This is a genomic window from Demequina lutea, from assembly GCF_013409005.1.
GTDB classification, from domain to species: Bacteria; Actinomycetota; Actinomycetes; order Actinomycetales; family Demequinaceae; genus Demequina; species Demequina lutea.
Window position 1 is genome coordinate 2861548 of record NZ_JACBZO010000001.1, and the last position, 22687, is coordinate 2884234.

The window sequence follows — 22687 nt, forward strand, 5'->3', positions numbered from 1 at the left end:
TTTCGGTGTTGGGTTGATCGAGCGGCCGCTTGCTTACGGCTTGACGAGCCCGAGAGTGGTCGGCAGCCACATCGACAGGCTGGGCACGAACAACACAAACAGGAAGACCACGACGAGGACGCCGAAGAACGGCATCAGGCGCCGGAAGACGTCCTCAATCCTGAGTCCCGCCACCTTAACCCCGATGAACAGGACCGGGCCTACCGGGGGGGTTATCGTGCCGATGCAGAGGTTGAACACCATTATGATTCCGAAGTGCACGGGGTTGATCCCGAAACTCATCGCGATCGGCAGGAAGATCGGCGTGAAAATCAGCACTGCGGGCGTCGGATCCATGAAGCACCCGACCACCAGCAGTACGGCCGAGATCATGAGCAGCAGAATCACAGGGTTGCTGCTAAGCCCGAACATCGCCGACGAGACCAATGCCGGGATCTTCGCGAAGGACAACACAAAGCCCATGATCGACGAGACGCCGATCAGGAACATCACCACGGCTGTGGTCCGGGTAGCGTCCATAAGCATTCCCGGCAACTGCCTGACCTTGATGGACCTGTAGATGAACGACAAGGCCAACGAGTAGACCACCGCAATGCAGGAGCCCTCGGTCGGGGTGAAGATGCCAGCGAGGATGCCGCCGATCACCACCACGATGAGCAGCAACGCTGGCGCCGCCTCGAGCATGATCTTGGCACCCGCGCCGAAACCGATCCTGCCGGTGCTCTTGAGTTCAGGCCGCTTGCGGGCATAGAGATACACGACCACCATGCAGGCACCTGCCCACAACAGGCCGGGGATGTACCCCGCGACGAACATCGCCGCGATCGAACTGCCCGAGACCAACGAGTACACGATCATCAGGTTGCTTGGCGGAATGAGCATCCCCGACGGCGCCGAAGCGATGTTGACCGCGGCCGCGAAGTTCTTGTCGTACTTCTCCTTGGCCTGCAGCGGGCCCATCGTGGACCCGATCGCCGCCGCAGCCGCGACAGCCGACCCACTGACAGCACCGAAGAGCGCATTGGCCGCCACGTTAGTCTGGGCCAACGAGCCAGGCATCTTGCCCACCATCACCTTGGCGGCGCCAATCAACCTGACGGCTATCCCCCCGTTGTTCATGATTACGCCAGCCAGGACGAAGAACGGGATGGCCAGCAAGGGGAAGGAATTGATCCCCCCGTAAACCCGCTGAGCCGAGGTGAGAACGCCGTTCTGCACGCCCAGGATGACGAACAGCGCCGCCATCGCCGAAAGGCCGACGCCGACGCTGATCGGAGCCCCCATGAGGAGGAACACAGCGATGCCTACGACCAGGATCAGACCTGCAATTGCTGCGGAATCCATGTGTCAGCCCCTTTCTACAGAAGCTCAGGTTCGGCGTCCAGATTGACGGCGCGCTCGGCGCCCGTCACGATCCGGACCAGGTGGTAAAGGGTGTAGAAGACCGTGACGATGCCGGAGATCGGCAACGCCAGGTAGAGCGGGCCCACGTTCACCGGCAAGCCCGGCAGGTTCTGATCCCAGGACAGGCCGACCACCCGGAACCCCCCCCACACCAGCACAAGGCTGATGAAGGTGAGGATTGCGAGTTGGACGATGACCGCGACCACGATCTGAACCTTTTCGGGGAGCTTGCGCACAGCGAAGTCGACCGCGATGTGGCCCCTCTCGCCGAACATAAGCGCCGACCCGAAGAGGCCCAACCAGATGAATAGGTACGTCGCCAGCACCTCGGACCAGCCGCTCGGCTGGTTCAGCACCTGACGCACGAAGACCTGGTACGAGACATCGACGACGAGCACCGCGAACAGCGCTACGCACACCCACGTCAGGATGCGATCCAAGGCATTCTTGAAAGCATTCATGTTGGAGGACCTCTTCGGCTACGGTCGGTCGGTTACTTCGCGGCGGCCTGGACCTGCGCGTAGATCTTGCGGGTGACATCGTCAGTGAGCTTCGACTCAGTCAGCGGCGCGACAGCCTTCTGGAACGCCGCAGTATCGACCTCGTTGAACTTCGCACCGGCAGCCTTGGCGGCCGTGATGGCGGCATCGACCTGGGCGCCGAATTCGGTGTTCTCCTGGTCGATCGCCTTGACGAGCTCCTCCTGGAAGATCTTCTGGTCCGCGGCAGGCATCCCATTGAAGATCTCCGGGTTGATAATCAGGTAGTCCGGAACCATGAGGTGGCGCGTGTAGCTGTAGTACGGCGCGATCTCGTCGTGCTTGAGGGTCGAGTAGATGAGTTCGTTGTTCTCGCCGCCGTCGAGCACGCCCGACTGGATCGCGGTGTAGACGTCACCCTGGCCCATCGGGGTACCAGTGCCGCCCATGAGCTTCATCATCTCGATGTTCGTATCGGACTGCATGACGCGAATCTTCATCCCCGCGAGGTCCGCAGGCGTGTTGATCGGCTTCGTCTTGTTGTATACGTTGCGAACCCCGCCGTAGAACGCGCCAAGCACATGCACGCCCTTGCTGTCAAGCGACGAATAGAGACCCGAGACGACCGCCGGGTCGTTCGTCACCGCGCGCTGCTGAGCCTGCGAGGTGAAGACGTACGGGAGGTCGAAGACCACGAAGTCGGGATTCAAACTCTCGAGTAGCGAACCGCCAATCACGGACATGGCGATGGTGCCGGACTGGACCGACTGGATGGTGTCCGCCTGCGCGCCGAGGGTCTCGTTCGGGAACACGTCTATGCTGTAGGCGCCGTTCGTGCGCTGCTTGAGGCGCTCACCCATCGCCTTGAGGGCGATGTACTCCGGGTGCGTCTCGGGCTGGTTGAACGCCACCTTGAACACCGTCGTCGCGACCGGAGCAGCGGCCGTAGTGCTGGACCCACTGGGGGTGGCGGCTGGCGCGCCAGCGCTGCACGCCGCAAGTGCGAGTGCGGTCGCCCCGACCAACGCGGCGATCGAAACAACTTTGTTTCGTCTCATTCTGGACTCCTCTTTCGGCTCATTCGTGTGAGCGCCTGGTGTTGCCGAAACAACTCTGTTTCGTGTCATTCTGGACTCCTCTTTCGGCTCACTCAATTGTGAGCGCCTGGTGTTGCCGATGATCTTGATGCGTCGAGATCCTGCGTACCGACGGACACCCGGGGCATCTTCGCGAAGAGTTGGCTCGCTTCGATGCCGGTCCGCTGGGTGGAACTTACTTCCGTCCTATGGAATAGTAGTTTCAATGCTCGGGCTCGTCAACCGGTCCCGAGTGCCCCAGGAATCGTTCCGGTGTCGCGACCGGGCTCGATGACCGGGGAGCCTCAGCACTTTGTCTAAACGACGGAGGAACCATGGCCACACACGCTGACCTGTTGCTGGGCGCCTACGCGATGGCGCCCACAGACCCTGCGGCCGAGGAGACGTTCTACGCAGGCGTCGCCGAACTCGATGTGGGCGGTCTCGAGCTGCCTCTCCCGCTCGAGGACGCACCCTCGCTCGAACCTTCGTGGATCGCGCGGAATGTGCAGCCCGCGTGGGACCTGCTGGTCACGTGCATCCCGACGGTCATGGGCCGGCTCGGCTCCGAGCCCGCGTACGGCCTCGCGTCCGCCGACGAGGTGGGGCGCTCGCGCGCGCTGGCCGACGTCGCACGGGCACGGGAGCTCGCGCTGCGGCTTGCCGACGAGCACGGCCGGCGTCGGGTTGTCGCCATCCAGGTGCACAGCGCGCCGGGGCCCGCGGGCGGCTCGCGGGACGCGTTCGCCCGCTCTCTCGATCAGATCTTGGCGTGGGACCTCGCGGGTGCACAGGTGCTGGTCGAGCACTGCGACGCCCTCATTCCGGGGCAAATCGCGGCCAAGGGCTTCTTACCGATCGAGGACGAGATCGCCGCGGTCGGTACAGTCGGCGGCGGCGCTGACCAACTCGGTCTGAGCATCAACTGGGGTCGCTCGGCGATCGAAGGCCGCAGCGCGCAGACCGCGGTCGAGCACGTGCAGGCGGCGGTCGAGGCTGGGGTCCTGCGCGCCCTCGTGTTCTCGGGTGCGAGCGATGTCCGCACGCCGTGGGGACCGGCCTGGAGCGACGCGCACATCCCGCCGCGCGGTGACGATTTTGCGCTTGCGGCGTCGTCGGCCTCGCTGCTGGGTCCCGACGAGATCTCGGCGACGCTCCGGGCGGCCGGTGATGTGCTGCGCATCGCCGTCAAGATCTCCATGCGCCCCAAGGATGCGAGTGTGCACGCGCGCCTTGCCGTCGTCCGCGCCGCCCTTGACCAGGTTGCCCTCGGCCGCGTGCACGTGCCTCTGACACCGACCGAAGAGGTGCCTGCCGGGACCCCCCCAGCCCAAACGCCTCGCACCCCATCTGGGAGACGCGCATGACCAGGCGACCACAGAACCTGTTTAGCCGCCTGACCCCAGGCGGCGAGCGCCGCTTCGCCGTCGACCTGCGCGCCGAGAACACCGGTGCGATCTTGCTACTCGCGGGCGCAGTTGTTGCACTGGTCTGGGTCAATTCTCCTTGGGGTAATGGGTATCACGCATTGGGCCACATCGTCGTGGGCCCGGCCGCGCTGGATCTCAACCTCAGCCTCGCCCAGTGGGCGACAGACGGTCTGCTGGCGATCTTCTTCTTCGTGGTCGGCCTCGAGCTCAAACGGGAGATGGTCGACGGCCAACTCCGTCGACCCTCCACCGCGATCGTCCCGATCCTCGCCGCGGTTGGCGGCATGGCCGCACCTGCGGCCATCTATGCGCTGATCAACGCAACAAGCGCAGGCGGTGCGATGGCTGGTTGGGCCATTCCGGTGGCCACCGACATCGCCTTCGCCGTCGCCGTCCTGAGCATCTTCGGCAGAAGACTGCCCACCGCGCTGCGTGTGTTCCTGCTCACACTTGCCGTGGTCGACGACTTCCTCGGAATCGTGGTCATCGCGATCTTCTACGCCGACGACCTGAAGTTCGCCTGGCTCGGAGCGGCCTTTCTCACGATCACGCTCTTCGCGGTCCTCGTCCGCCGACGCGGTATGACCGCCTGGGTGCTGGTCCCGCTCGCGATCGCGGCCTGGGGCTTCATGCACGCCTCCGGGATCCAAGCCACGATTACCGGCGTGATCCTCGGCTTCACCGTCCCGGCACTGGCCCGCGGGGATGAACGCATGAGCCTCGCGGAGCACCTCGAGCACCTTTGGCGCCCCGTCTCAGCAGGCCTTGCCGTCCCGATCTTCGCCCTGTTCGCAGCCGGTGTCAGCATGAGCCCGCACGCCCTGGCAAACGCCGCAAGTGACCCCGCTGCTCAGGGCGTCGCCCTCGGTCTGGTGTTCGGCAAGCCGATCGGGATCCTGCTGGCCACGGTGCTGCTCGTGAAGCTCACAGGGGCCAACCTTGACCCAACCGTGAAGTGGCTGGACCTGTTCGCTGTGGCCGTCGTGGCCGGCGTCGGATTCACGGTCTCCCTGCTGATCGGCGAACTCTCGTTCGACCCGACCTCCCCGCACAGCGCGCACGTCAAGGCGGCGATCCTCATCGGTTCGTTGACGTCCACCGCACTCGGCGGGATCCTGCTGACCTGGCGCTCCCGCGTGCACAGGCGCCTTCAGGCGGCGAACAAGGAGCCGGTCCCCAGCGTCTGACGCCCGCAGCCCCTATTGACCAGGACTGTGACGGGCGCGACGCGGCGTCCAGACAGCACTCGGGTGCTCTGGTTGCTGGATTCCGCCCTGCAGTTGTAGCCGTTCATGTTCACTGCCAACTTCGCGAGACAGGTACTGGCACCCTCCGGACAGCACCAGCCGGTCTGGGTTTCCGCTTCCACCGACTTCTTTGCCCGCCTTATCCGTGTCCGCTGACGGAACGGGTGTGGTGACCCATGCCGGGAGCATCGCGGTCGGGTTGCTGACCGACCGGACCGGGCTGACCAAGGACCTGGGCAGGGCCATCGCGAGACGCTCGTTCGTTCCCGTTCATCAACGGGGCCAGGTACTGGTTGATATGGCGGTGATGCTGGCCGACGGTGGTGAGGCGATCGGCGACATCCACGTGCTGCGCCACCAAGGTCAGGTGCTCGGGCCGGTCGCATCGGCACCGACGGTGTGGCGTGCCCTGGACGAGTTGACGCCGGCGGCGTTAAAGCGGATCGAGGTGGTCCGGGCCAGGGTCCGCCGGCACGTGTGGGAACAACTGCCCAAGCTGCCAACCTCACAGGTCGGCGGCAGCGACCTGGGCGGGGTTGTGGTCTTGGATGTGGACGCCACGTTGGTCACCCTGACCATCGGCCACGACCTGTCACAGCCAAGTGCTTTAGTGGACATCAAGCGTCACAAGCCGTAACCCACCGAAGGGGCGCCGATTCCCGATCAACCACCGACTCCATGCATTGCGAGCCTGCGGCACTTTGCCCGGAGGGGCATGGGCGAAGATCACCTGGACGCCGCGTGAAGGCGCGGGATTCAGATGGCCGTAATGATGAAGCAGATCCTCAAGGTGTACGAGTACCCCTTGGACACGGCCGTGGGCGCACGCGGTCCGTGTGGTTGTAGGCGAACCCGGTGGTCTCCAGGTCGACGACTGCGAAGCCTGACATCGTTGTCCCCGCTCTCGACTATCGACTATCGACTATCGACTATCGACGACGCTACCGTCTCAACAACTCGACGCCACCGGGCCGCAAGCCCTCACCTACGTCCGCGGCGCCGCGGCAGTCAACAGCGCCTCGAGCTCGTCCAGCGGCGCGCCCCAGTCCCCGAAGCCAAGCACGTGCGACTGCACCAGCAGCCCCGGCACCGTCGCAAAGAATACGGTTGCGAGCGCCGCAACATCGGCTTCGGGTGCGAGCCTCCCCGCATCACGCCATCGAGTGAGCGCGTCGGCTACACACGCACGTACCGCGTCGTCGTTGCGCGCGACGAGAGCCCGTACCTCCGCGTTGCGCGTGGACTCGGTCCACACGCTGAACGCCACCACCGTGAGGTCCACGTCCCGTACCTGTAGCGATCCGCGCGTGTTTGCGAGCAGCGCCCTGTACGTGCTCGCCGCCACGGAGCTGCACGGGATCGAGGTGCGCGATGCGGAGCGTGCCAGGCCGCTCGTCTTCGGAATGCTGCTCGGTGAGAAGTCGCAAAGCAAGGTGGCCAAGATCGTGATGCAGGCCGTGCAGACCGCCGCAGCCGGCGCTTCGGGCTTTGGCGAGGCCGCGTGGGACAAGACGAGTGGCGCTCGATCCATCATCAGGTGCGCTGCGGCCGGCGGAGTGGGCGCGATCAAGGGCGACGCCTCCTGACCTAGCGGCGCTCCGCGACGCAGGCACGCGCACCCGGCGAAGCGCGACCGCCACCGGCTACTCCGAGGCGGCCGGCGCAGCAAGGGTGGCGGGAATGCGCCGAACGGCCACGAGCAGGGCGACCGCGAGCACGCCATACACGACGGCCCACACGGGCAGCCCCTTCACGACGAGCAGCGCGACCAGCCCCGCACTGAGCGCGATCCGCGCCGCGAGCCCCACCGCCTTGTTGGAGATGAACAGGGAGCCCTTGGGGAGGAAGAACACAATAGTGGCGCCCAGAATCAGGACGAACACGAGAACACTGATGAGATAGTTTCCGTGCGAGTAGCCCACGGCGTACATGGCGAGCGTCGGAGTCAGGAACCCCCAGGCGAAAATCAGCAGCCAAACGACCGGACCAATGGTCTTGACGCCGGTTGCGCGCGACTCGTCAGCCGCGGCCGGGGTAGCCGAGTTCTGATCCATGCTCGAAGTCTGGCACGGCTCCGAGGTGACCCAGGGGCGCACTGCCGCGCCCAAGTCGCCGCTACCCCACAGCCCGTCTCAGATGCTTGATGAGCAGCACCAGGTGCATCGGGTCGCTAGGGCTCGGCTCGAACGAGGGCAGGTGGCGCAGGTAGAACTCGCGCGCCTGCTCGGTCTCACAGTGCACCAGCAGCCCACGACAGCCGATGCGACTCCCGACGTCGATCGTACGCGCGACCACATCCCGCAGGAGCGCTCTTCCAAGCCCGCGTCCCTCGTGCCGCTCGTCGACGGCGAGGCGCGCAAGCAGTGCGACGGGCACGGGATGCCGTCCGCCCCCCGTTGCCGCACGCACGGGCGCCGCCTCAAAGCCGAGCCCCGCCATGGTCCACGCGTAGTACGCGACAACGTCGCTGGCTCCGCTCTCGACCACCACGAATGTGCGGGTGAAGCCCCCGCCGTGGGATCCGACAGTTTGCCCGACGAGCCACTGGGTTTGCTCCGCCGAACGCGAGCGAAAGCCCTCGAGCACATGATCCCTGCGCAGCAGGGAGGGAACGACGTACGACGGCGGGATCCCCGCACCCTCACCTGCGGGTGGCGTGGTCATGCGATCCGCCTACTCGTCGACGAAGGTGCTTGGCTGGGCAAGCAGCGCGCGCACATCGGGCAAGTCACGGGCGGGGCGCTCACACATCTCATCCCACAACGCCGCCTCGACGGGCGAGAGCACAAACTCGGTGCGATCGGCGAGCACCCGCAGCGCGGCGATGCGCAACTGCTCATTGGCGAAGGTAGAGATGGGGGTGCCCACCGCGTCGGCCGCGCGCGCGAACAGCTCGCGGTCCGCGGTACTGGTGCGGAACTCGAAGCGCTGGTCCTTTTTGGGCTGAGTGGTGTCGGTTGACATGGCACGGCTCCTCTCGCCACCGGGGCAACGTACGGACAGTGTACGGCGGTCCCCGTGTCGTGCACAAGAGCAGCGTCGCCCCACAACGCCTACTCGGTCACGGTCTCCTCAGGCTCAAGTGGCACGGCCTTCCCCTTGGCGTGCGCCATCCACAGCGCCACGTCGATGAGGCGCATCGGGTTGGTCTCGAGCTCTACCGGCCCCAGCTCCGTGCCTACCTTGCTGCCCCACTTGCCGGTGACGACGCAGGTCTCGACCCTCTTCTGAGCCTCCACAAGCGCGTCCTGCACGGCGGTATCCCTCAGCGCGTCGGCCATGAGCTGCCAGTACACCCCCGCGCTCTTGAGCGCGGCAGGGCCGAGCGCCCTGCCCACCACGTTGTCGCGCACGGGGATGAGCAGCGGACGCTTGCGGGCCGAGATCTTCGAAGCCGTCACCCAGCAGTTGCTCTTGTTGGCACCGTACGGAGCGAGAGCCTCCTTGAGCGCCGCCTGAAGATTCCAGGCTCGCTCCAACTGCTCCATCTTGGCGTCCTCAAGCCTCACGTCCACGGGCACATGCGCCAGCGCGTGCAGCACCACCTCGCGAAGCATGCTGGGCTCCAACAGGCGTCGAGTCGCGGCGGGCTCTACGGTGACGGACAACATCGACACCGCGTGGAGGTCTGACGCCGTGAGGTCATACGGATCGTTGGGCTCGATGTCCGTGAAGGTCACCCCCGCATAATTGCCGTACCTGCGGTAGTACGCGGCGAGGTTGGCGACCTCCAGCGCGTGGACGATGGTGTCGCGGGCCTTCTTGAAATCGGCCTCATCAAGCTCGGCCCACGTAAATTCTTCGGTGGTCATCTCCCCAGCGTGGCAGACGCGCGGATAGCGCGCACGGTCGCCGCTCACCGGCGCCGACGGCATGGGTCGCCGACCGCAAAGCCTGACACACGCGCCCTTCGCGTCGGACCCATCGCCGTCGGGACGTACGTCCCTTTCCGGCTTCCTCCACGGGTCTAACGTCAAAAACGGAGGCATGTCATGGGCGACATCCGGATCTTCACAGCAGCGGATCTCGGCACGCTCATTGCACATTTGCGAACCCGCGGGTACCGAGTCATGGGGCCAACCCGCCGGGGCGATGCGATCGTCACCGACGAGATCCGCTCGATCGCCGACCTGCCGCACGGCGTCGGCGATACCCAAGGGCCCGCCAACTACCGCCTGACCGAGCGCGACGACGGCGCCTACTTCGGCTTCGCCGCCCCCGCCCAATCCTCCAAGCCCGTGTTCTTCCCCTCCGAGGAGGTCGTGTGGCGCGGCCGCCGCGACCACGAGAAGGGCGGCCACTTCACCGTCGAGCGCGACACCCTCAAGGCCTCCCCCGTGGCACTGCTCGGCGTGCGCAGCTGCGACCTGCGCGCGGTCCAGATCCACGACCGGGTGCTCTCGAGCCGCCAGTACAAGGACGCCCACTACACGGCTCGACGGGGCGGCACCCTGGTCATCGCCGTCGCCTGTGGCGAGCCGGCCGACACGTGCTTCTGCGCCTCGATGGGCACCGGCCCGCGCCCCGCCGCCACCGACCCCCAGACCGGCGAGCCGGCCTACGACCTGCTGTTCACCGAGGTTTTGGACAAGGACAACCACCACTTCGTAGTCGAGATCGGCACCGATGCCGGCCGCGAGGTCGCCGACGCCATCGAGGCTGGCGAGGGCACCGGCCACGACCAGGCGCAGGCAATCGAGATCACCGACGCCGCGGCCGCCCGCCAGACCCGTCGCATCGACCGCAAGTCCGTCCACGACGTGCTGCGCGTCTCCGCCGAGTCCCCCCGCTGGGACGACGTCGCCAGCCGCTGCCTCGCCTGCACCAACTGCACGATGGTGTGCCCCACCTGCTTCTGCACCACGGTGTCGGACGTCTCCGACCTGACCGGTGAGAACGCCGAGCGCCACCGCGTGTGGGACTCGTGCTTCTCCTCCGAGTTCAGCTACGTCCACGGCGGCCCCACCCGCGAGTCCACCAAGGCCCGCTATCGCCAGTGGATCACCCACAAGCTGTCCTCCTGGGAGGAACAGTTCGGCATGCTCGGCTGCGTCGGATGCGGCCGCTGCATCACCTGGTGCCCGGCGGGCATCGACATCACCGAGGAGGCGGCGGCCCTGGGCCGCATGAGCGGCCTCGGCTCCAAAGCAAGCGCGGCAATGACGTAGGGCGGGCGGCGACAGGCGATGACGACGACGGCCGATGCAGGGGTCACTGACAGCGCAGGTTTTGCGAAAGTTGCAGACCCGATGGTCCCGCGGCGCTACGCCATCTCGCGGGTGCGCCAAGACACCCGCGACACCTTCACGCTGCTACTCGATCCCGTCGACGGCGAGCCCATCATGTTCCGCGCCGGCCAGTTCACGATGCTCCACGCGTTCGGCGTGGGCGAGGTGCCCATCTCGATTTCGGGCGACCCGCGGGGTATCCGGAGCGACGGCAGCCCCGCACCGCTCGAGCACACGATCCGCAACGTCGGCGCCGTCACGCGCGCCCTCGTCAACGCCCCGCCAGGCACCGAGGTGGGCGTCCGCGGCCCCTTCGGCACCTCGTGGGACGTGGCCGACGCGACGGGCAACGACATCGTCTTCGTCACCGGCGGCATCGGGCTGGCACCCCTGCGACCGGCAATCCTGGACGTGATCGCGGAGCGCGATCGCTACGGCAAGGTGCTGTTGCTGTACGGCTCCCGCACCCCCGACGACATCCTCTACGGGCCCGAAATGCGCCGGTGGGCAGACCTCAACGACGTCAACGTGCAGATGACCGTTGACAACGCCCCCTACGGGTACAAGGGCAAGGTCGGGTTCGTCACCGAGCTGATCACCCGCGCCGGCTTCCAACCCCGACGGTCGTATGCGTTCGTGTGCGGGCCGGAGGTGATGATGCGCTCCGCGGCGACGGCGCTCACCAGCCGCGGGGTGCGGGAAACGCGCATCCGACTGTCCATGGAGAGGTCCATGAAGTGCGGCGTCGGCCTGTGCGGCCACTGCCAACTGCGCGAGCTGTTCATCTGCGTCGACGGGCCCGTGCTCGACTTTGCGCGCGTCAAGCCGTTCATGACCGTGAGGGAGCTGTGACGACATGACTGACCCAGGAACGACCACACCCGCCCACACCCACGAAGGCGCCGACGGGTCGCACACCCACGGCGACGCCGACGCGTCACAAGCCCCGACCGCGCCCGCCCGCCCCAAGCTCGCCGTCTGGAAGTTCGCCAGCTGCGACGGCTGCCAGCTCAGCCTGCTCAACTGCGAGGACGAGCTGCTCAGCATCGCCGGGGCCGTCCACATCGCGTACTTCCCGGAGGCCACCCGCGCCGTGGTCGAGGGCCCCTATGAGCTGTCGCTCGTCGAGGGCAGCATCACCACCCCGGAGGACGTCAAGCGCATCCACGAGATCCGCGCCCAATCGGGCACCCTCGTGACGATCGGCGCCTGCGCCACCGCCGGCGGCATCCAGGCGCTGCGCAACTGGGCCGACGTGGACGAGTACCGCTCAATCGTCTACGCCCACCCCGAGTACCTGTCTACCCTCGACACCTCTACGGGCATCGCCTCCCACGTGGACGTCGACTACGAGCTGCGCGGCTGCCCCGTGGACAAGTCGCAACTCGTCGAGGTGCTCGCCGCGTTCCTCGGCGGCCGCAAGCCCCGCATCCCCACCTACTCGGTGTGTGTCGAATGCAAGCTCAAGGGCAACGTGTGCGTGCCCATCGCCTCCGGGCAGCCCTGCCTTGGCCCCGTGACGCAGGCCGGATGCGGCGCCCTGTGCCCGTCCTACGGGCGCGGATGCTACGGATGCTTCGGCCCGCAGGACAGCACCAACACCGACTCGCTCACCCATCAACTCCGCAAGCTCGGCATGCGCTGGGATGACATCGTGCGCGTCTACCGCACGTTCAATGCGGGCGCCCCCGAGTTCGAGGCGGCCAGCAACAAGGTGGCCGCGGGAGGCGCGTCATGACCCACCAGCTCAAAGACGGCGGGCAGGTGCTCAACGTGGGCATGCTCGCCCGCGTCGAGGGCGAAGGCGGCATGCACATCGAGATCAAGGACCGCAAGGTGGTCTCGGTGAAGCTCAACATCTTCGAGCCGCCGCGTTTCTACGAGGGCTTCCTTCGCGGCCGCAAATACACGGAGCCTCCCGACATCACCGCCCGCATCTGCGGCATCTGCCCCGTCGCGTACCAGAGCGCTTCTACCGAGGCGATGGAGACCATCTGCGGCGTGACCACCACCGCCGAGATCCAGCTCATGCGCCGCCTGCTGTATTGCGGCGAATGGATCGAGTCCCACTCCCTCCACATCTTCATGCTCCACGCGCCCGACTTTCTGGGGTACGACTCCGTGCTGGAGATGGCCAAGGACCACGCCGACGTGGTCAACATGGCGCTGCGCCTCAAGAAGGCGGGAAACGACGTTATGGAGCTCGTCGGCGGGCGCGCCATCCACCCGGTCAACGTCAAGGTGGGCGGCTTCTATCGCATGCCCACCCTCACCGAGCTCGAGGGTCTGAAGCCCGACCTGGAGCGCGGGCTCGAGGACGCGCTCGCGGCGGTGCAGCTCGTGTCCACCTTCGACTTCCCCGAGATGGAGCAGGACTACAACTACGTCTCGCTGCGCCACCCCGACTGGTACCCGCTCGAGCGCGGCACCGAGATCGTCGCGACCTCCGGCGTGCGGTTCCCCGTCGCCCAAGTGGGCGAGCACATCAAGGAGTTCCACGTCGAGCATTCCAACGCCCTGCACGCGAGCTTCGACGGCGAGAAGTACTTTGTGGGTCCGCTCGCGCGCTACAGCCTCAACTTCGACCAACTTAGCCCGCGCTGCCAAGAGGCCGCCCTCAAGGCGGGGCTGGGTGAGACGTGCCGCAACCCGTTCAAGTCGATCATCGTCAGGACGGTGGAGCTGGCCTACGCCTTCGAGGAGGCGCTGCGCATCATCGACCTGTGGACCGACGGCCACGCGCCCTCGGTACCGGTCGCGCCCAGGGCCGGGGAGGGCATCGGCGCCTCCGAGGCTCCCCGCGGCACCATCTGGCACCGCTACAAGATCGACGCCGACGGCGTGATCCTGGACGCGCAGATCGTGCCCCCCACGTCTCAAAACCAGGCGAGCATCGAGGCGGACCTGCGGCTCGCCGCGGAGCAGTGGGTGGACCTCGACGATCACACGCTCTCGCACCGTTGCGAGACCGCGATCCGCAACTACGACCCCTGCATCTCCTGCGCCACCCACTTCCTGGACCTCAGGATCAAGCGATCATGAAAGCCCCGGCAATGGTGATCGGCCTCGGCTCGCCCGACAGGGGAGACGACGCCGTGGGCGCCGCCGTCGCCGAGCGGGTGCGAGGGGTGGTTGGCGACGGCGTCGAGGTGCTTACCAGGGAGGACCCGACCGCCCTGGTGCACGCGTGGCACGGCCGCCACGTCGTCGTGCTTGTCGACTCCATGATCTCGGGTGGCGTCGCCGCAGGCACCGTCACCGTGCGCCGCGCGGGCACCCACGACGCGCCGCTGCCCACCTATGCCTTTGCCGCGGCGGGCCGAGGGGGCAGCCACGCCTTCGGGGTCGCGGGCGCGGTCGAATTGTCGCGCACGCTCGGCACGCTTCCGGAGCACGTCGCGATCGTGGGCATCGAGTCCACCACCTTCGAACACGGGCCCATGTCGCCCAAGGTGGAGGCGAGCATCGACGACGCTGTGGCCGCCGTGTGCGCCGAACTCGCGAGCGCCGGCATCGCCACCAAGGGGAGCTCCACCAAAGGATATGAGGCCGGGACATGTGCCTAGGGGCGGTGGCGAAGGTGGTCGAGGTGCACAGGGGCGGGCGCGCAGTGGTGGAGCACGCGTCTGTCGAGAACGGTGCCGTTCACTACGCAGGCCGACGCGAGGAGGTGCTCGCCATAACCATGGCCGACGACGACATCGAGCCGGGGGACTGGTTGGTGATCCACTCCGGATTCGCGCTCGAGCGGATCTCCGAGGCGCGGGCGATCGACGCGCTGGCGATCCGTGCCACCAATCCCGACAACACGAACTCCAACAACACGAACCCCGACCCCGCGGCATCGGCCGCCCCACACCACCAGGAGATGGCGCCATGACCCCCACCCGTAACCGCGGCCTCGCACTCGCTGCCGGCACGGCAGTGATCTCCGGAGTGTCCATCTGGGTCAACTCGAGCGGCGTGGCCGCCTACGGCAACCCCACCGCGTACACCACCGCCAAGAACGCCGCCTCGGCCGTGGTCATCGCCGCAATCTTCCTTGCCGCGCGCCGCCTCCGCGGGGCCGACGCGGTATCCCTCACGCGCCCCTCCCGGCCCCGACAATGGTGGGGTCTGCTGTATGTGGCGATCCTCGGTGGCGCAGTGCCGTTCGTGCTGTTCTTCGGCGGGCTCGCCTCGACGGCGTCCACTCAGGCCGCGTTCCTGCACAAGACGCTCATCGTGTGGGTCGCGCTGCTCGCCGTGCCGCTGCTCAAGGAGAAGTTCACGCCGTGGCACGGTGCCGCGATCGCCCTGCTGCTGCTGGGCCAACTGGGGCTCGCCGGCGCCGTCTCGTTCGCCCCCGACGCCGGCATCGTCATGATCGGCGCCGCGACCCTGATGTGGGCCGTCGAGATCGTCGCCACCAAGCGTTTGCTCGTTGGCATCACGCCGTGGACCGTGTCCCTAGTGCGTATGGGCGGAGGCTCCCTCGCATTGCTCGCGTGGGCCGCCGCGACCGGCGCGCTCGGCGGCGTGATGCCCCACACCTCCTCGCAATGGGCGTGGGTAGCGCTCACCGGGGTTTTGCTTGCCGGCTACGTGCTCACGTGGCACCAGGCGCTGTGGCGCGCGCCCGCCGTCGACGTCACCGCCGTGCTGGTGCTGGGCGCCATCGTGACCGCGGTGCTCGCGGGCGTCTTCGACGGTGCGCCGCTGGCCGCGAAGGCGCCGTGGCTCGCGCTCCTCGCCGCGGGTGGCTTGCTCGTGTGGCTCGCGCCCAAGCCCGTCCCTGTCCCCGTCGAGCAGCGAGCCCTCACATGACGACCACCGAGCATCGGGCACAAGCGCCTCCCGGCTCCTCTGCAGCGGACCCTCGCAGGGTGCCCGCCGAGACCGACGGCGCGATCCTGTTTGGCCGCTACGCGTTCCCACCCAACGAGCGCGGCTACTGCGGGCCCGACCGCGCGGACGAACTCCTGGAGCGCGTCGCGACCGGCGCATCGGGCCCCGCGCTCGCCGAGGTGGTGCGCGGATTTGAGGGAGCCTGGCCATACCTCGAGTTCATCGGCGAACGCCTTGGCCGTTCCCCGCTCGACCCGACGGTGGTGCGCACCTATTGGCTTGGCGGACCCGAGCTCGCCCGCTGCGGCGGCCGGCCACTGGTGGACGCGCTCGAGACCAGGTTCAGGCCCCGGCTGTCGCGCCTCGAGTTCGAGCGCCTCGCGGCCGCCGCCGTCGCCGGAGCGACCCCCCACCACAACTTCCACGTCTTCGGCGTCTATCCGTGGGTGGGACTGCTCCACGGCGGCCTGGGCGACGCGCCGCTCCACGTCTTGGACCGCTGCCGCATCCGCTGGGGCCGCGTGGCCGAAATCCACGGCGACACCGCGGTGGTCTCGAGCAGGAGCCTCACGTGGGACGGGCGCCTGCTGGCGCTGGGACCGCCCGCGGCGGAGACCGCGCGGTTGCGGCGCGACGGCCACGCGCTCGCCGAGGCCGTGCAGCCAGGCGACTGGGTGTCCCTGCACTGGGACTGGGTCTGCGACCGGCTCGGACCATCCGAGTTGGCCCACCTGCGGAGCTCGACCGCGACCGAACTCGCAGCCGTGGGCTCCTGCGCTTACTCCGCACCCGCGAGGGTGCTCGCTTGAGAGGAGAGGGATCATGCACATGCCCGATGGAGTTCTCAACCCGACGACGCTCGTGGTGGCGGGAGCCGCCTCGGTGGGCGCGCTCGCCTGGTCGATGCACGAGGTGCGGCGCGGCCGGCCCCGCCTAGGCATGGCGCTCGGCGGAGCCGCAGGGCTCCTGATCGCTCACCTCGCCGACGTGCCCCTGTACGGCCCGTACACCGCCCACCTGATTGGCGGCACGCTGCTCGCCATCGCCATCGGGCCGTGGCTGGCGATGATGACCATGGCAACGGCGCTGGCGCTCGAGGCCTTCCTGTGGCACGACGGTGGCACCGCCACGCTGGGCGCAAACATGCTCGTCATGGGAGTCGTGGGCATTCTGGTCGGCTACGGCGCATATCGAGGCGCCCTCGCGGTTGCCTCGAGGCTGCACAGAGACGCAGAGGAACCGTCGGCGTTGGCCAAGGCATCGGCCGCTGCCGCCGGGGCTTGGCTGAGCGTCATGGCGTCCGCTCTCACGCTCGTCTCGCTCGTGTCGGTGGGCGGCGTGACCACGCTCGGGGCCGTGACGGGAGCGCCCGAGGCAACCCTCGGCGATCTGCTGCCGCGGTATGCCGCGTGGGGCCTGCTGGAGGCTTTCGTCACCGGTGTGGCCGTCGCTGCCGGCCTGGCCTGGGGGCGCTCGGTCGTGCGCATCGAGGGCGCCGCGGAGATCGGCCAGCGCGTGCCCGTCCTATCCCGGTAAGCGCCGTCTTATCCAGGTAAGCGCCGTCGCGTCGGCACATGAGTCGGGACGCTACCGTTGCGCGCCCTTCGCAGTCGCGAGGCACCCCACCGAGGCCGATTAGGGCCGACTTTGCGCGTGGCTCCCGCGCGAACAGTGATGAATCTTTCGCGACTACCCCATATTTGGCGGCTCGCGCAACGTGTCAGGAGTGACTATTTTTGGAGAGGAGCGGGCGGGCCCTCCCTCAGCGGCCCGCCCGCTCCTCTGTACCCCGGCATGAGAATGGGTCGCGGCACGAGAATGTGCCCCAGCGCGAAAGTGGTCCCACGGGCGCCGTCTCGCCCTACGGTCGCCCCACGGGGTCCCGCTGCGGAGGCCCCACGTCACGTTCTCGTCGGCGTGCGCGACTCTCCGTGAAAAGCCTCCGGACAGAAAGCGACCCCGTCCGGCGAAAGGGGCATGGTCCGCCAGGACGGGGTCGCCTCGGTGGCTACTACTCGACCGAGTCGGAGGGCTTCTTTCTGGGCGCGCGCGGGGTCTTGGCTGCGGGCGCCGGTGGGACGGCCAGGGTCTTGGTATTTACTGCGGCGGATACCGGGGCAGCGGGAGCACCCGGAACCGCGGTCGCGGCTCCGGCGGCCGAACCCAGCCGCGCGACTTCGTTGCGCAACGCCCGCACCTCGGTGCGCACCTTGAAGGAGTTCCACAGCAAGAGCACGACGGCCGCCACCGCGAGCAACATGATTGCGACTCCAAAGAACGCGGCAACGAAGTGAAACAAATCGACGCCGCCGCGCTCTCCGCGGGGTCCGGGGCCTGGCAGACGATTGAGAGGATTCATGACTCCAGGCTAAGCACGCATCGCGCGCTTGAGCCCCATTCTCAGAGAATTGTGCGCCAACTCACAGGCTCATTCCGGTGCGGAAGGGAGGGCCGCGGGAGGGCCGCGGGAGGGCCGCGGGAGGGCCGCGGGAGGGCCGCGGGAGGGCCGCGGGAGGGCCGCGGGAGGGCCGCGGGAGCGCCGCGGGAGGGCCGCGGGAGCGCCGCGGGAGCGCCGCGGGAGGGCCGCGGGAGCGCCGCGGGAGGGCCGCGGGAGCGCGCGACGCGCGGAACCTGCGCGTCGGACCGGGGCACTTTTGGCACAAACCGGGACATAGCCCGCATCGCCCGCTGACAGGCTTGGTCTTGCCCTTTCCAGTGTCGGGTTCGTCACATACACTCGAAAACGTGACCATCGAGCACACGGAGCGGGACATCGACCGTTTGCGCGCCGAGTTCGTGCGGGAGCCCCGCGAAAGGGCACTTCACCTCGCACATCGACTTTCCTGGTATTCGAAGCAATTGGCCCTTGGCGACCAGGCCGAGGCCTCCCAGGCAACGTCGGCCGAGGCGCTCGAGGTCGCGAGCCATGTCCTCACCGGCCCGGAGCCTTCGATACTCGAGCGCACCGACCTGATTCGCATCTGCGTCGGGACCGCCCGTTGCATGGTCCAGGCGGGACGGCCAGAGCAGGCGCTCGAGGTCGCGGCCAAGGCGGAGACCCAATACCAAGCGCTTGCCGAGGTGGCGACCGACCCCGTCGCCGTCCTTGCCCTTCGCGGCGCGATCCTCACCGTCACCGCCGATGCCCACACGGCGCTCGGCGATGCCAAAACGGCGATGGAAACGCTGAGCGAGGCCCTGCTGGAGCTGCTCGCCGGATCGGGAAGCAACCCACTGATCGTCAAGCAAATGGTGCGCGAGCCGCTCGCGTCGCTCGCCGCGCTCATCGCTCAGCACTGACGCCCCCACCCGCGCTGCCGAACTCGGGCCACATGCGGCGTTTGCCGTCCGCATCCCACCGCTTTGTGAAATCGCACCCAACCTTTTAGGTGCCGCCTCCGTTATAGGTATGTCAGGGCGCCACGGACAGGTGGTGGGCCCGCGAGTTCATCGGCTCTCGGTCCCGCCTCCACCGGTGCCCCGGTTGGCAGATGACCGAGGTCAACGCACAATGGTGAATGGACCGGCTCACGAGGTCCATCCACCCGTTGTCGGTGGAAACTACGACGGCGGGCAACCGCCTGAAGGGTTTGGGGGGTTCGTGAAGAGAGACATGGCGGTTATTCGCGCGGTCGAAGCGGTAATTGCTCTGGTGCTTACGGTGGTGCTCTACCACTTCGCGAGCGCCGGCGCGCTGACGTCGCTCGGCCATTCCGTCACGGGCTGGTACTCCCACCAGGTCGACGGCCTCTTCACGATCAGCGTGATCGACAAGAGCGTCAAGCCGCCCCAGCTCGACAAGGCGAACCTCCCCATTGCATTGGCGCCCGAGGCGAGCAGCGGACCCAATACGCCCGCCAGCACCTAGCCGCCACCTAGCCGACGCCCCTGTGCAAACCCCCAGCGACCACGCGGCGTATGGCGCCCTCGCGGCTCGCCCACCCGCCCACCGTGAGCACGAGCACGAGCGCCGCCGCCGTGAGAGCCAGAGAACCCACTGGCAGCCACTGCGCCCCCCACGCGCCGAGGATCACGGCGCCCACGCGGGAGCCGATCGCATTTCCCGCGTTGAACACGGAGGCATAGGTTCCGTTGCCGATGTCGGACGTCCACGGGGTGTGGCGTAGCGCCCAGTTGATCATCGCGACCACCAGGACCGACCAGGACAGCCCTTGCAGGCAGATCATCGCCACGACGGCCACCTTGGAGTGGCTGCCAAGTGCCATTCCGAGCCACATAAGCAGCAGCCCAAATTGGCCAACCACCACCGACTTTACGGGCCAACGGTCCACGTAGCGCGCGACCATCCACGTGGTGCCCACACCCACGAATCCACCGACAAACAGCAACACAGGCACCGTACTGTCGGCAAAGCCAGTGACGTCGGTGACAAGGGCGGCAAAGTACGTCCACGTCATCGTCATGGCCCACGTCGTCAGCATCGTGATCGCCATGATCCTGAGGAAGCGGGGTTTCGACGGAACGTCGCCGCGCGGGATCGAGGACTGCTGGGTGCGGAAGCTGGGCATGAGTATCGCGACGGTGATGGCCATCAGGGCGCCACCAGCCGACAGAATCCAGAAGGGTGCATGCCAGCCGACGTGCTGCGCAAGGTAGGTCTCTGCAGGTAGGCCGATCACGCCCGCGGCCGATGCGCCGAGCAACAGTCGTGCCACCGAACGTCCGCGCCTGGCAGCCGGGAACATGCCCGCGGCGGCGGGGGTCACGGCCGCCCAGAACAGCGCGTGGCCAAACCCGGTGAGGACGCGGGACGCGAGAATCCCCTGGTAGCTGTCCGTCACGGCGCCCACGAGCGCCCCGATCGACCAGAAAGCCATCGTGCCCGCAATCACCCAACGCCGGACCATGTGGGTGGTGAGGAACGCGAGTGGAAGGGTGGCCGCCATCGTGGCGAGCGCGAACACGGTCACGGTCATGCCCAACTCGGCCTCGCTGCGCCCCAAGTCAACGGCCATCGTCTGAATGAGACCCATCGGGGCAATCTCGTTCGACACCACGAGGAACGCGGCGACGCCGAGCGCCACCAGGGTTGCATTCGCGCGGCCAGGGGACACGAGCGGGGTACCGGGGGTGCGAGGCACGCCCGCCATTCCCGATTCGGTGTCTGGGCGCACCACAATGTCGCCTTGGGGGACGAACACCGCGTCACCCGATACGGGACTCGCATACGCGCGCTGCTCGTCGTGAGCCGGTGCGGGGGGTCCGAGGACGGCGGGCGCCTTCACGGCAGAAGGCGGACGCCGTCCACCCTGCCGGTCCCGCACGCTGGGCATCATCGATTTCCTTGCGAATCAGAGGGAAGGGCAGACGCCACACCGCCCCCAACGCGCCTAGTCTTGAGCCATGGCCACCGTAGACAACGGTGGCCCGGCCGCGCGTTCGAAACGTTTCGATGCATTCTCGCACACACCATCACGGCAATTCCAGTGCCTGCGATCAGATGTACCCGATCGATACCATTCGCCCCGTTCGTGAGGGACGATGTGCGTGGCGCTACGCGGGGATATCGATCGAAACGGTGGTGCCCTTGCCCAGCGAGCTGGAGATCTGCAGCGTGCCCTCGTGGGCGTCGACAATGGCCGCGGTGATGGCCAGCCCCAGCCCGGCGCCACCCGTCGACCGCGAGCGCGAACTGTCGCCTCGCACGAACCTCTCGGTCGCGCGCGCGGCGATCTCGGCAGTCATGCCAGGGCCATCGTCGGCCACGTCGATGCGGACCCTTTCGCCGTGATCGCTCTCGACAACGGTCACCGTCGCGGTCACGTGCGCCGCGCCATGCTGAGCGGCGTTGTTGACGACGTTGATCACCGCCTGACGCAAGCGATCGGAGTCGGCGGTGACCATGACGCCGGCCTCGACGTCGGCCGTAACGGGGCCGTGCCCCAGTGCGAACGTCACCTCGGGGTGGGCGCGACCGGCATCGCCGAGAACCTCGGTCACGAGGCGCTTGGCATCGATCGAGGCGAGGCGCAATTGCGGCTCCGCGTCAAAGCGTGCGAGCACCAGCATGTCCTCGACGAGTCGCTTCATGCGGCTCGCCTCCGCCTCCGTACGAGTCCACGCGTCGGTCTGTTGGCGCTTCCCCGAAATGGCTCCCTTGCGGTGCAATTGTGCGTAACCGAGCACGGTGGTGAGCGGCGTGCGCAACTCATGCGATGCATCGGCGACGAATTCGCGCAACTGCGCCTCCGAGCGCTCCCTTTCCGAAATCGAGTCCGAGAGCCTGCCGATCATCGCGTTGAGCGAGGTGGCAAGAGCCGCAGACTCCGTGCCGCTGCCCGCCCCATCGAGGCGCACCGAAAGGTCGCCGTTTGCGATGAGCATCGATGCGTCGACCATGCGCCGCATCGGCGTCACTCCCAGGCGGATGACCCACCACGCGACCAGCCCAAGCCCGACGAGAACAGCCGCGATGCTGAGCACCTCAATCAGGACCATGCGATGCGAGACGGCCTCGACCGGCTCCATCGACAACCCGATGACCTCCCAGTGGTCTATCGCTGGCCTTACCAGCACGCGGTACTGCTGGTCCCCCGTCGACGGCACGGTGAGGTAGGTGTCGACTGCGACGGAAAGTACCGAAGGATCGATCTCGGGGAGCGAGGTGGTCGCCTCGTCGGTGCGGTACACGTTGGGGTTCAGCACCGCCCTGTAGGTGCCGTCAATATAGAGCTTTCCGAGTAACGCCTCGGAGGGCCGGTCCTTCGTGGGGTCGGTGGGTACGACCGGCGGATCGGCATCGCCGTCACCGTCGTCACCGTTCACATAGTTGGTCAGGTCCTGAGCCGCATCCGCATGGGTGCTTGGGCCGCCTGCGAAACCGAGCAGCCGTCCATCCAACTGTTGCACCAGGTAGGTGCGGGTGGTCAATGTGACGGCCACCGCCGCGACCGAGGCCACCAGGCCGATGAGCGCTAGACCAACAAGAACCCTGGAGCGCAGGGACATGCCACGCGCCCAACGGGAGGGAGCGTG

The 22687-nt window shown here is 67.4% G+C and carries 26 protein-coding genes; 15 read left to right on the top strand and 11 right to left on the bottom strand.

What is annotated here, in order from left to right:
• Positions 1 to 33: 33 nt before the first annotated feature.
• From BKA03_RS13780 to BKA03_RS13790, 3 genes are read right to left on the bottom strand one after another with little or no spacing between them, the layout of a single operon-like run.
• Entirely contained in the window at positions 34 to 1344 is a 1311-nt protein-coding gene (locus BKA03_RS13780; protein WP_062075129.1) for a TRAP transporter large permease, read from the bottom strand.
• A 14-nt stretch (positions 1345 to 1358) separates the two neighbouring features.
• Positions 1359 to 1865, bottom strand: a complete 507-nt coding sequence (locus BKA03_RS13785) for a TRAP transporter small permease (RefSeq protein WP_062075130.1) — start codon at positions 1863 to 1865, stop codon at positions 1359 to 1361.
• A 32-nt stretch (positions 1866 to 1897) separates the two neighbouring features.
• Positions 1898 to 2941, bottom strand: coding sequence for a TRAP transporter substrate-binding protein (locus BKA03_RS13790; RefSeq protein ID WP_062075131.1), 1044 nt, complete (start codon positions 2939 to 2941; stop codon positions 1898 to 1900).
• A gap of 353 nt (positions 2942 to 3294) precedes the next feature.
• On the opposite strand from BKA03_RS13790, the gene BKA03_RS13795 reads away from it, so the two are divergent.
• From BKA03_RS13795 to BKA03_RS13805, 3 genes are all read left to right on the top strand, one after another.
• On the top strand, positions 3295 to 4326 hold the full coding sequence (locus BKA03_RS13795; RefSeq protein ID WP_083971589.1) for a DUF4862 family protein: 1032 nt from the start codon (positions 3295 to 3297) through the stop codon (positions 4324 to 4326).
• Positions 4323 to 5576 carry a Na+/H+ antiporter NhaA gene (gene nhaA, locus BKA03_RS13800; protein WP_062075132.1) on the top strand — a complete coding sequence of 418 codons (1254 nt, stop codon included), beginning with the start codon at positions 4323 to 4325 and terminating at the stop codon, positions 5574 to 5576. The genes BKA03_RS13795 and nhaA overlap by 4 nt, the downstream gene beginning before the upstream one ends.
• Positions 5577 to 5781: 205 nt before the next feature.
• The gene (locus BKA03_RS13805) at positions 5782 to 6273 is read left to right on the top strand and encodes a transposase (RefSeq protein WP_373366736.1); all 492 of its coding nucleotides are present in this window, start codon (positions 5782 to 5784) and stop codon (positions 6271 to 6273) included.
• Positions 6274 to 6621: 348 nt separating this feature from the next.
• On the opposite strand, the gene BKA03_RS15750 is transcribed toward BKA03_RS13805, so the two are convergent.
• Complete coding sequence (locus tag BKA03_RS15750) at positions 6622 to 6918, bottom strand: TetR family transcriptional regulator C-terminal domain-containing protein (protein ID WP_062075133.1); 297 nt, start codon at positions 6916 to 6918, stop codon at positions 6622 to 6624.
• A gap of 25 nt (positions 6919 to 6943) precedes the next feature.
• On the opposite strand from BKA03_RS15750, the gene BKA03_RS15755 reads away from it, so the two are divergent.
• The gene (locus BKA03_RS15755) at positions 6944 to 7222 is read left to right on the top strand and encodes a hypothetical protein (protein WP_062075134.1); all 279 of its coding nucleotides are present in this window, start codon (positions 6944 to 6946) and stop codon (positions 7220 to 7222) included.
• A 57-nt stretch (positions 7223 to 7279) separates the two neighbouring features.
• On the opposite strand, the gene BKA03_RS13820 is transcribed toward BKA03_RS15755, so the two are convergent.
• The 4 genes from BKA03_RS13820 to BKA03_RS13835 form a co-directional block, all read right to left on the bottom strand.
• On the bottom strand, positions 7280 to 7690 hold the full coding sequence (locus tag BKA03_RS13820; RefSeq protein ID WP_062075135.1) for a hypothetical protein: 411 nt from the start codon (positions 7688 to 7690) through the stop codon (positions 7280 to 7282).
• A 61-nt stretch (positions 7691 to 7751) separates the two neighbouring features.
• Positions 7752 to 8300, bottom strand: a complete 549-nt coding sequence (locus BKA03_RS13825) for a GNAT family N-acetyltransferase (protein ID WP_062075136.1) — start codon at positions 8298 to 8300, stop codon at positions 7752 to 7754.
• A 9-nt stretch (positions 8301 to 8309) separates the two neighbouring features.
• Positions 8310 to 8600: a type II toxin-antitoxin system TacA family antitoxin gene (locus BKA03_RS13830; RefSeq protein WP_062075137.1), complete on the bottom strand. Its 291-nt coding sequence runs from the start codon at positions 8598 to 8600 to the stop codon at positions 8310 to 8312.
• A gap of 89 nt (positions 8601 to 8689) precedes the next feature.
• Positions 8690 to 9448 (bottom strand): DUF6308 family protein, encoded by a 759-nt coding sequence (locus BKA03_RS13835; protein ID WP_062075138.1) that lies wholly within the window; start codon positions 9446 to 9448, stop codon positions 8690 to 8692.
• A gap of 180 nt (positions 9449 to 9628) precedes the next feature.
• On the opposite strand from BKA03_RS13835, the gene BKA03_RS13840 reads away from it, so the two are divergent.
• From BKA03_RS13840 to BKA03_RS13880, 9 genes are read left to right on the top strand one after another with little or no spacing between them, the layout of a single operon-like run.
• Positions 9629 to 10804 (top strand): 4Fe-4S dicluster domain-containing protein, encoded by a 1176-nt coding sequence (locus BKA03_RS13840; RefSeq protein ID WP_062075139.1) that lies wholly within the window; start codon positions 9629 to 9631, stop codon positions 10802 to 10804.
• Between the two features lie 18 nt (positions 10805 to 10822).
• Positions 10823 to 11716, top strand: coding sequence for an FAD/NAD(P)-binding protein (locus tag BKA03_RS13845; protein ID WP_062075140.1), 894 nt, complete (start codon positions 10823 to 10825; stop codon positions 11714 to 11716).
• Between the two features lie 4 nt (positions 11717 to 11720).
• The gene (locus BKA03_RS13850) at positions 11721 to 12602 is read left to right on the top strand and encodes an NADH-quinone oxidoreductase subunit B family protein (protein WP_083971596.1); all 882 of its coding nucleotides are present in this window, start codon (positions 11721 to 11723) and stop codon (positions 12600 to 12602) included.
• Positions 12599 to 13906, top strand: coding sequence for a Ni/Fe hydrogenase subunit alpha (locus BKA03_RS13855; RefSeq protein WP_062075141.1), 1308 nt, complete (start codon positions 12599 to 12601; stop codon positions 13904 to 13906). Before BKA03_RS13850 ends, BKA03_RS13855 begins: the two co-directional genes overlap by 4 nt.
• Positions 13903 to 14430, top strand: a complete 528-nt coding sequence (locus tag BKA03_RS13860) for a hydrogenase maturation protease (protein WP_083971599.1) — start codon at positions 13903 to 13905, stop codon at positions 14428 to 14430. The genes BKA03_RS13855 and BKA03_RS13860 overlap by 4 nt, the downstream gene beginning before the upstream one ends.
• A 5-nt stretch (positions 14431 to 14435) precedes the next feature.
• A complete protein-coding gene (locus BKA03_RS13865; RefSeq protein ID WP_062075143.1) occupies positions 14436 to 14744 on the top strand; it encodes a HypC/HybG/HupF family hydrogenase formation chaperone in 309 nt (102 codons plus the stop codon).
• Complete coding sequence (locus BKA03_RS13870; RefSeq protein WP_062075144.1) at positions 14741 to 15670, top strand: EamA family transporter; 930 nt, start codon at positions 14741 to 14743, stop codon at positions 15668 to 15670. The genes BKA03_RS13865 and BKA03_RS13870 overlap by 4 nt, the downstream gene beginning before the upstream one ends.
• A complete protein-coding gene (locus BKA03_RS13875; protein WP_062075145.1) occupies positions 15667 to 16500 on the top strand; it encodes a DUF6390 family protein in 834 nt (277 codons plus the stop codon). The genes BKA03_RS13870 and BKA03_RS13875 overlap by 4 nt, the downstream gene beginning before the upstream one ends.
• A 13-nt stretch (positions 16501 to 16513) precedes the next feature.
• Positions 16514 to 17227, top strand: coding sequence for an energy-coupling factor ABC transporter permease (locus tag BKA03_RS13880; RefSeq protein ID WP_062075146.1), 714 nt, complete (start codon positions 16514 to 16516; stop codon positions 17225 to 17227).
• A gap of 475 nt (positions 17228 to 17702) precedes the next feature.
• On the opposite strand, the gene BKA03_RS13885 is transcribed toward BKA03_RS13880, so the two are convergent.
• Positions 17703 to 18050 (bottom strand): hypothetical protein, encoded by a 348-nt coding sequence (locus tag BKA03_RS13885; protein ID WP_062075147.1) that lies wholly within the window; start codon positions 18048 to 18050, stop codon positions 17703 to 17705.
• 386 nt (positions 18051 to 18436) lie between these two features.
• Here BKA03_RS13885 and BKA03_RS13890 point away from each other — a divergent pair, with 386 nt between their 5' ends.
• A complete protein-coding gene (locus BKA03_RS13890) occupies positions 18437 to 18991 on the top strand; it encodes a hypothetical protein (RefSeq protein ID WP_062075148.1) in 555 nt (184 codons plus the stop codon).
• 313 nt (positions 18992 to 19304) lie between these two features.
• Positions 19305 to 19559 carry a hypothetical protein gene (locus BKA03_RS13895; protein WP_062075149.1) on the top strand — a complete coding sequence of 85 codons (255 nt, stop codon included), beginning with the start codon at positions 19305 to 19307 and terminating at the stop codon, positions 19557 to 19559.
• A 7-nt stretch (positions 19560 to 19566) separates the two neighbouring features.
• Here the strand turns inward: BKA03_RS13895 and BKA03_RS13900 are convergent, their stop codons facing one another.
• Together BKA03_RS13900 and BKA03_RS13905 are read right to left on the bottom strand one after the other, a co-directional pair.
• Positions 19567 to 20937 (bottom strand): MFS transporter, encoded by a 1371-nt coding sequence (locus tag BKA03_RS13900; RefSeq protein WP_179398109.1) that lies wholly within the window; start codon positions 20935 to 20937, stop codon positions 19567 to 19569.
• Between the two features lie 268 nt (positions 20938 to 21205).
• Entirely contained in the window at positions 21206 to 22660 is a 1455-nt protein-coding gene (locus tag BKA03_RS13905) for a sensor histidine kinase (protein WP_152649544.1), read from the bottom strand.
• Between the last annotated feature and the right edge of the window lie 27 nt (positions 22661 to 22687).

Coding starts and splice junctions, on each gene's coding strand:
- BKA03_RS13825 (WP_062075136.1), bottom strand. CDS start 8,300: ATGACCACGCCACCCGCAGGTGAGGGTGCGGGGATCCCGCCGTCGTAC.
- nhaA (WP_062075132.1), top strand. CDS start 4,323: ATGACCAGGCGACCACAGAACCTGTTTAGCCGCCTGACCCCAGGCGGC.
- BKA03_RS13875 (WP_062075145.1), top strand. CDS start 15,667: ATGACGACCACCGAGCATCGGGCACAAGCGCCTCCCGGCTCCTCTGCA.
- BKA03_RS13860 (WP_083971599.1), top strand. CDS start 13,903: ATGAAAGCCCCGGCAATGGTGATCGGCCTCGGCTCGCCCGACAGGGGA.
- BKA03_RS13795 (WP_083971589.1), top strand. CDS start 3,295: ATGGCCACACACGCTGACCTGTTGCTGGGCGCCTACGCGATGGCGCCC.
- BKA03_RS13780 (WP_062075129.1), bottom strand. CDS start 1,344: ATGGATTCCGCAGCAATTGCAGGTCTGATCCTGGTCGTAGGCATCGCT.
- BKA03_RS13830 (WP_062075137.1), bottom strand. CDS start 8,600: ATGTCAACCGACACCACTCAGCCCAAAAAGGACCAGCGCTTCGAGTTC.
- BKA03_RS13835 (WP_062075138.1), bottom strand. CDS start 9,448: ATGACCACCGAAGAATTTACGTGGGCCGAGCTTGATGAGGCCGATTTC.
- BKA03_RS13905 (WP_152649544.1), bottom strand. CDS start 22,660: ATGTCCCTGCGCTCCAGGGTTCTTGTTGGTCTAGCGCTCATCGGCCTG.
- BKA03_RS13880 (WP_062075146.1), top strand. CDS start 16,514: ATGCACATGCCCGATGGAGTTCTCAACCCGACGACGCTCGTGGTGGCG.
- BKA03_RS13870 (WP_062075144.1), top strand. CDS start 14,741: ATGACCCCCACCCGTAACCGCGGCCTCGCACTCGCTGCCGGCACGGCA.
- BKA03_RS13785 (WP_062075130.1), bottom strand. CDS start 1,865: ATGAATGCTTTCAAGAATGCCTTGGATCGCATCCTGACGTGGGTGTGC.
- BKA03_RS13895 (WP_062075149.1), top strand. CDS start 19,305: ATGGCGGTTATTCGCGCGGTCGAAGCGGTAATTGCTCTGGTGCTTACG.
- BKA03_RS13850 (WP_083971596.1), top strand. CDS start 11,721: ATGACTGACCCAGGAACGACCACACCCGCCCACACCCACGAAGGCGCC.
- BKA03_RS13845 (WP_062075140.1), top strand. CDS start 10,823: ATGACGACGACGGCCGATGCAGGGGTCACTGACAGCGCAGGTTTTGCG.
- BKA03_RS13885 (WP_062075147.1), bottom strand. CDS start 18,050: ATGAATCCTCTCAATCGTCTGCCAGGCCCCGGACCCCGCGGAGAGCGC.
- BKA03_RS13855 (WP_062075141.1), top strand. CDS start 12,599: ATGACCCACCAGCTCAAAGACGGCGGGCAGGTGCTCAACGTGGGCATG.
- BKA03_RS13840 (WP_062075139.1), top strand. CDS start 9,629: ATGGGCGACATCCGGATCTTCACAGCAGCGGATCTCGGCACGCTCATT.
- BKA03_RS13790 (WP_062075131.1), bottom strand. CDS start 2,941: ATGAGACGAAACAAAGTTGTTTCGATCGCCGCGTTGGTCGGGGCGACC.
- BKA03_RS13820 (WP_062075135.1), bottom strand. CDS start 7,690: ATGGATCAGAACTCGGCTACCCCGGCCGCGGCTGACGAGTCGCGCGCA.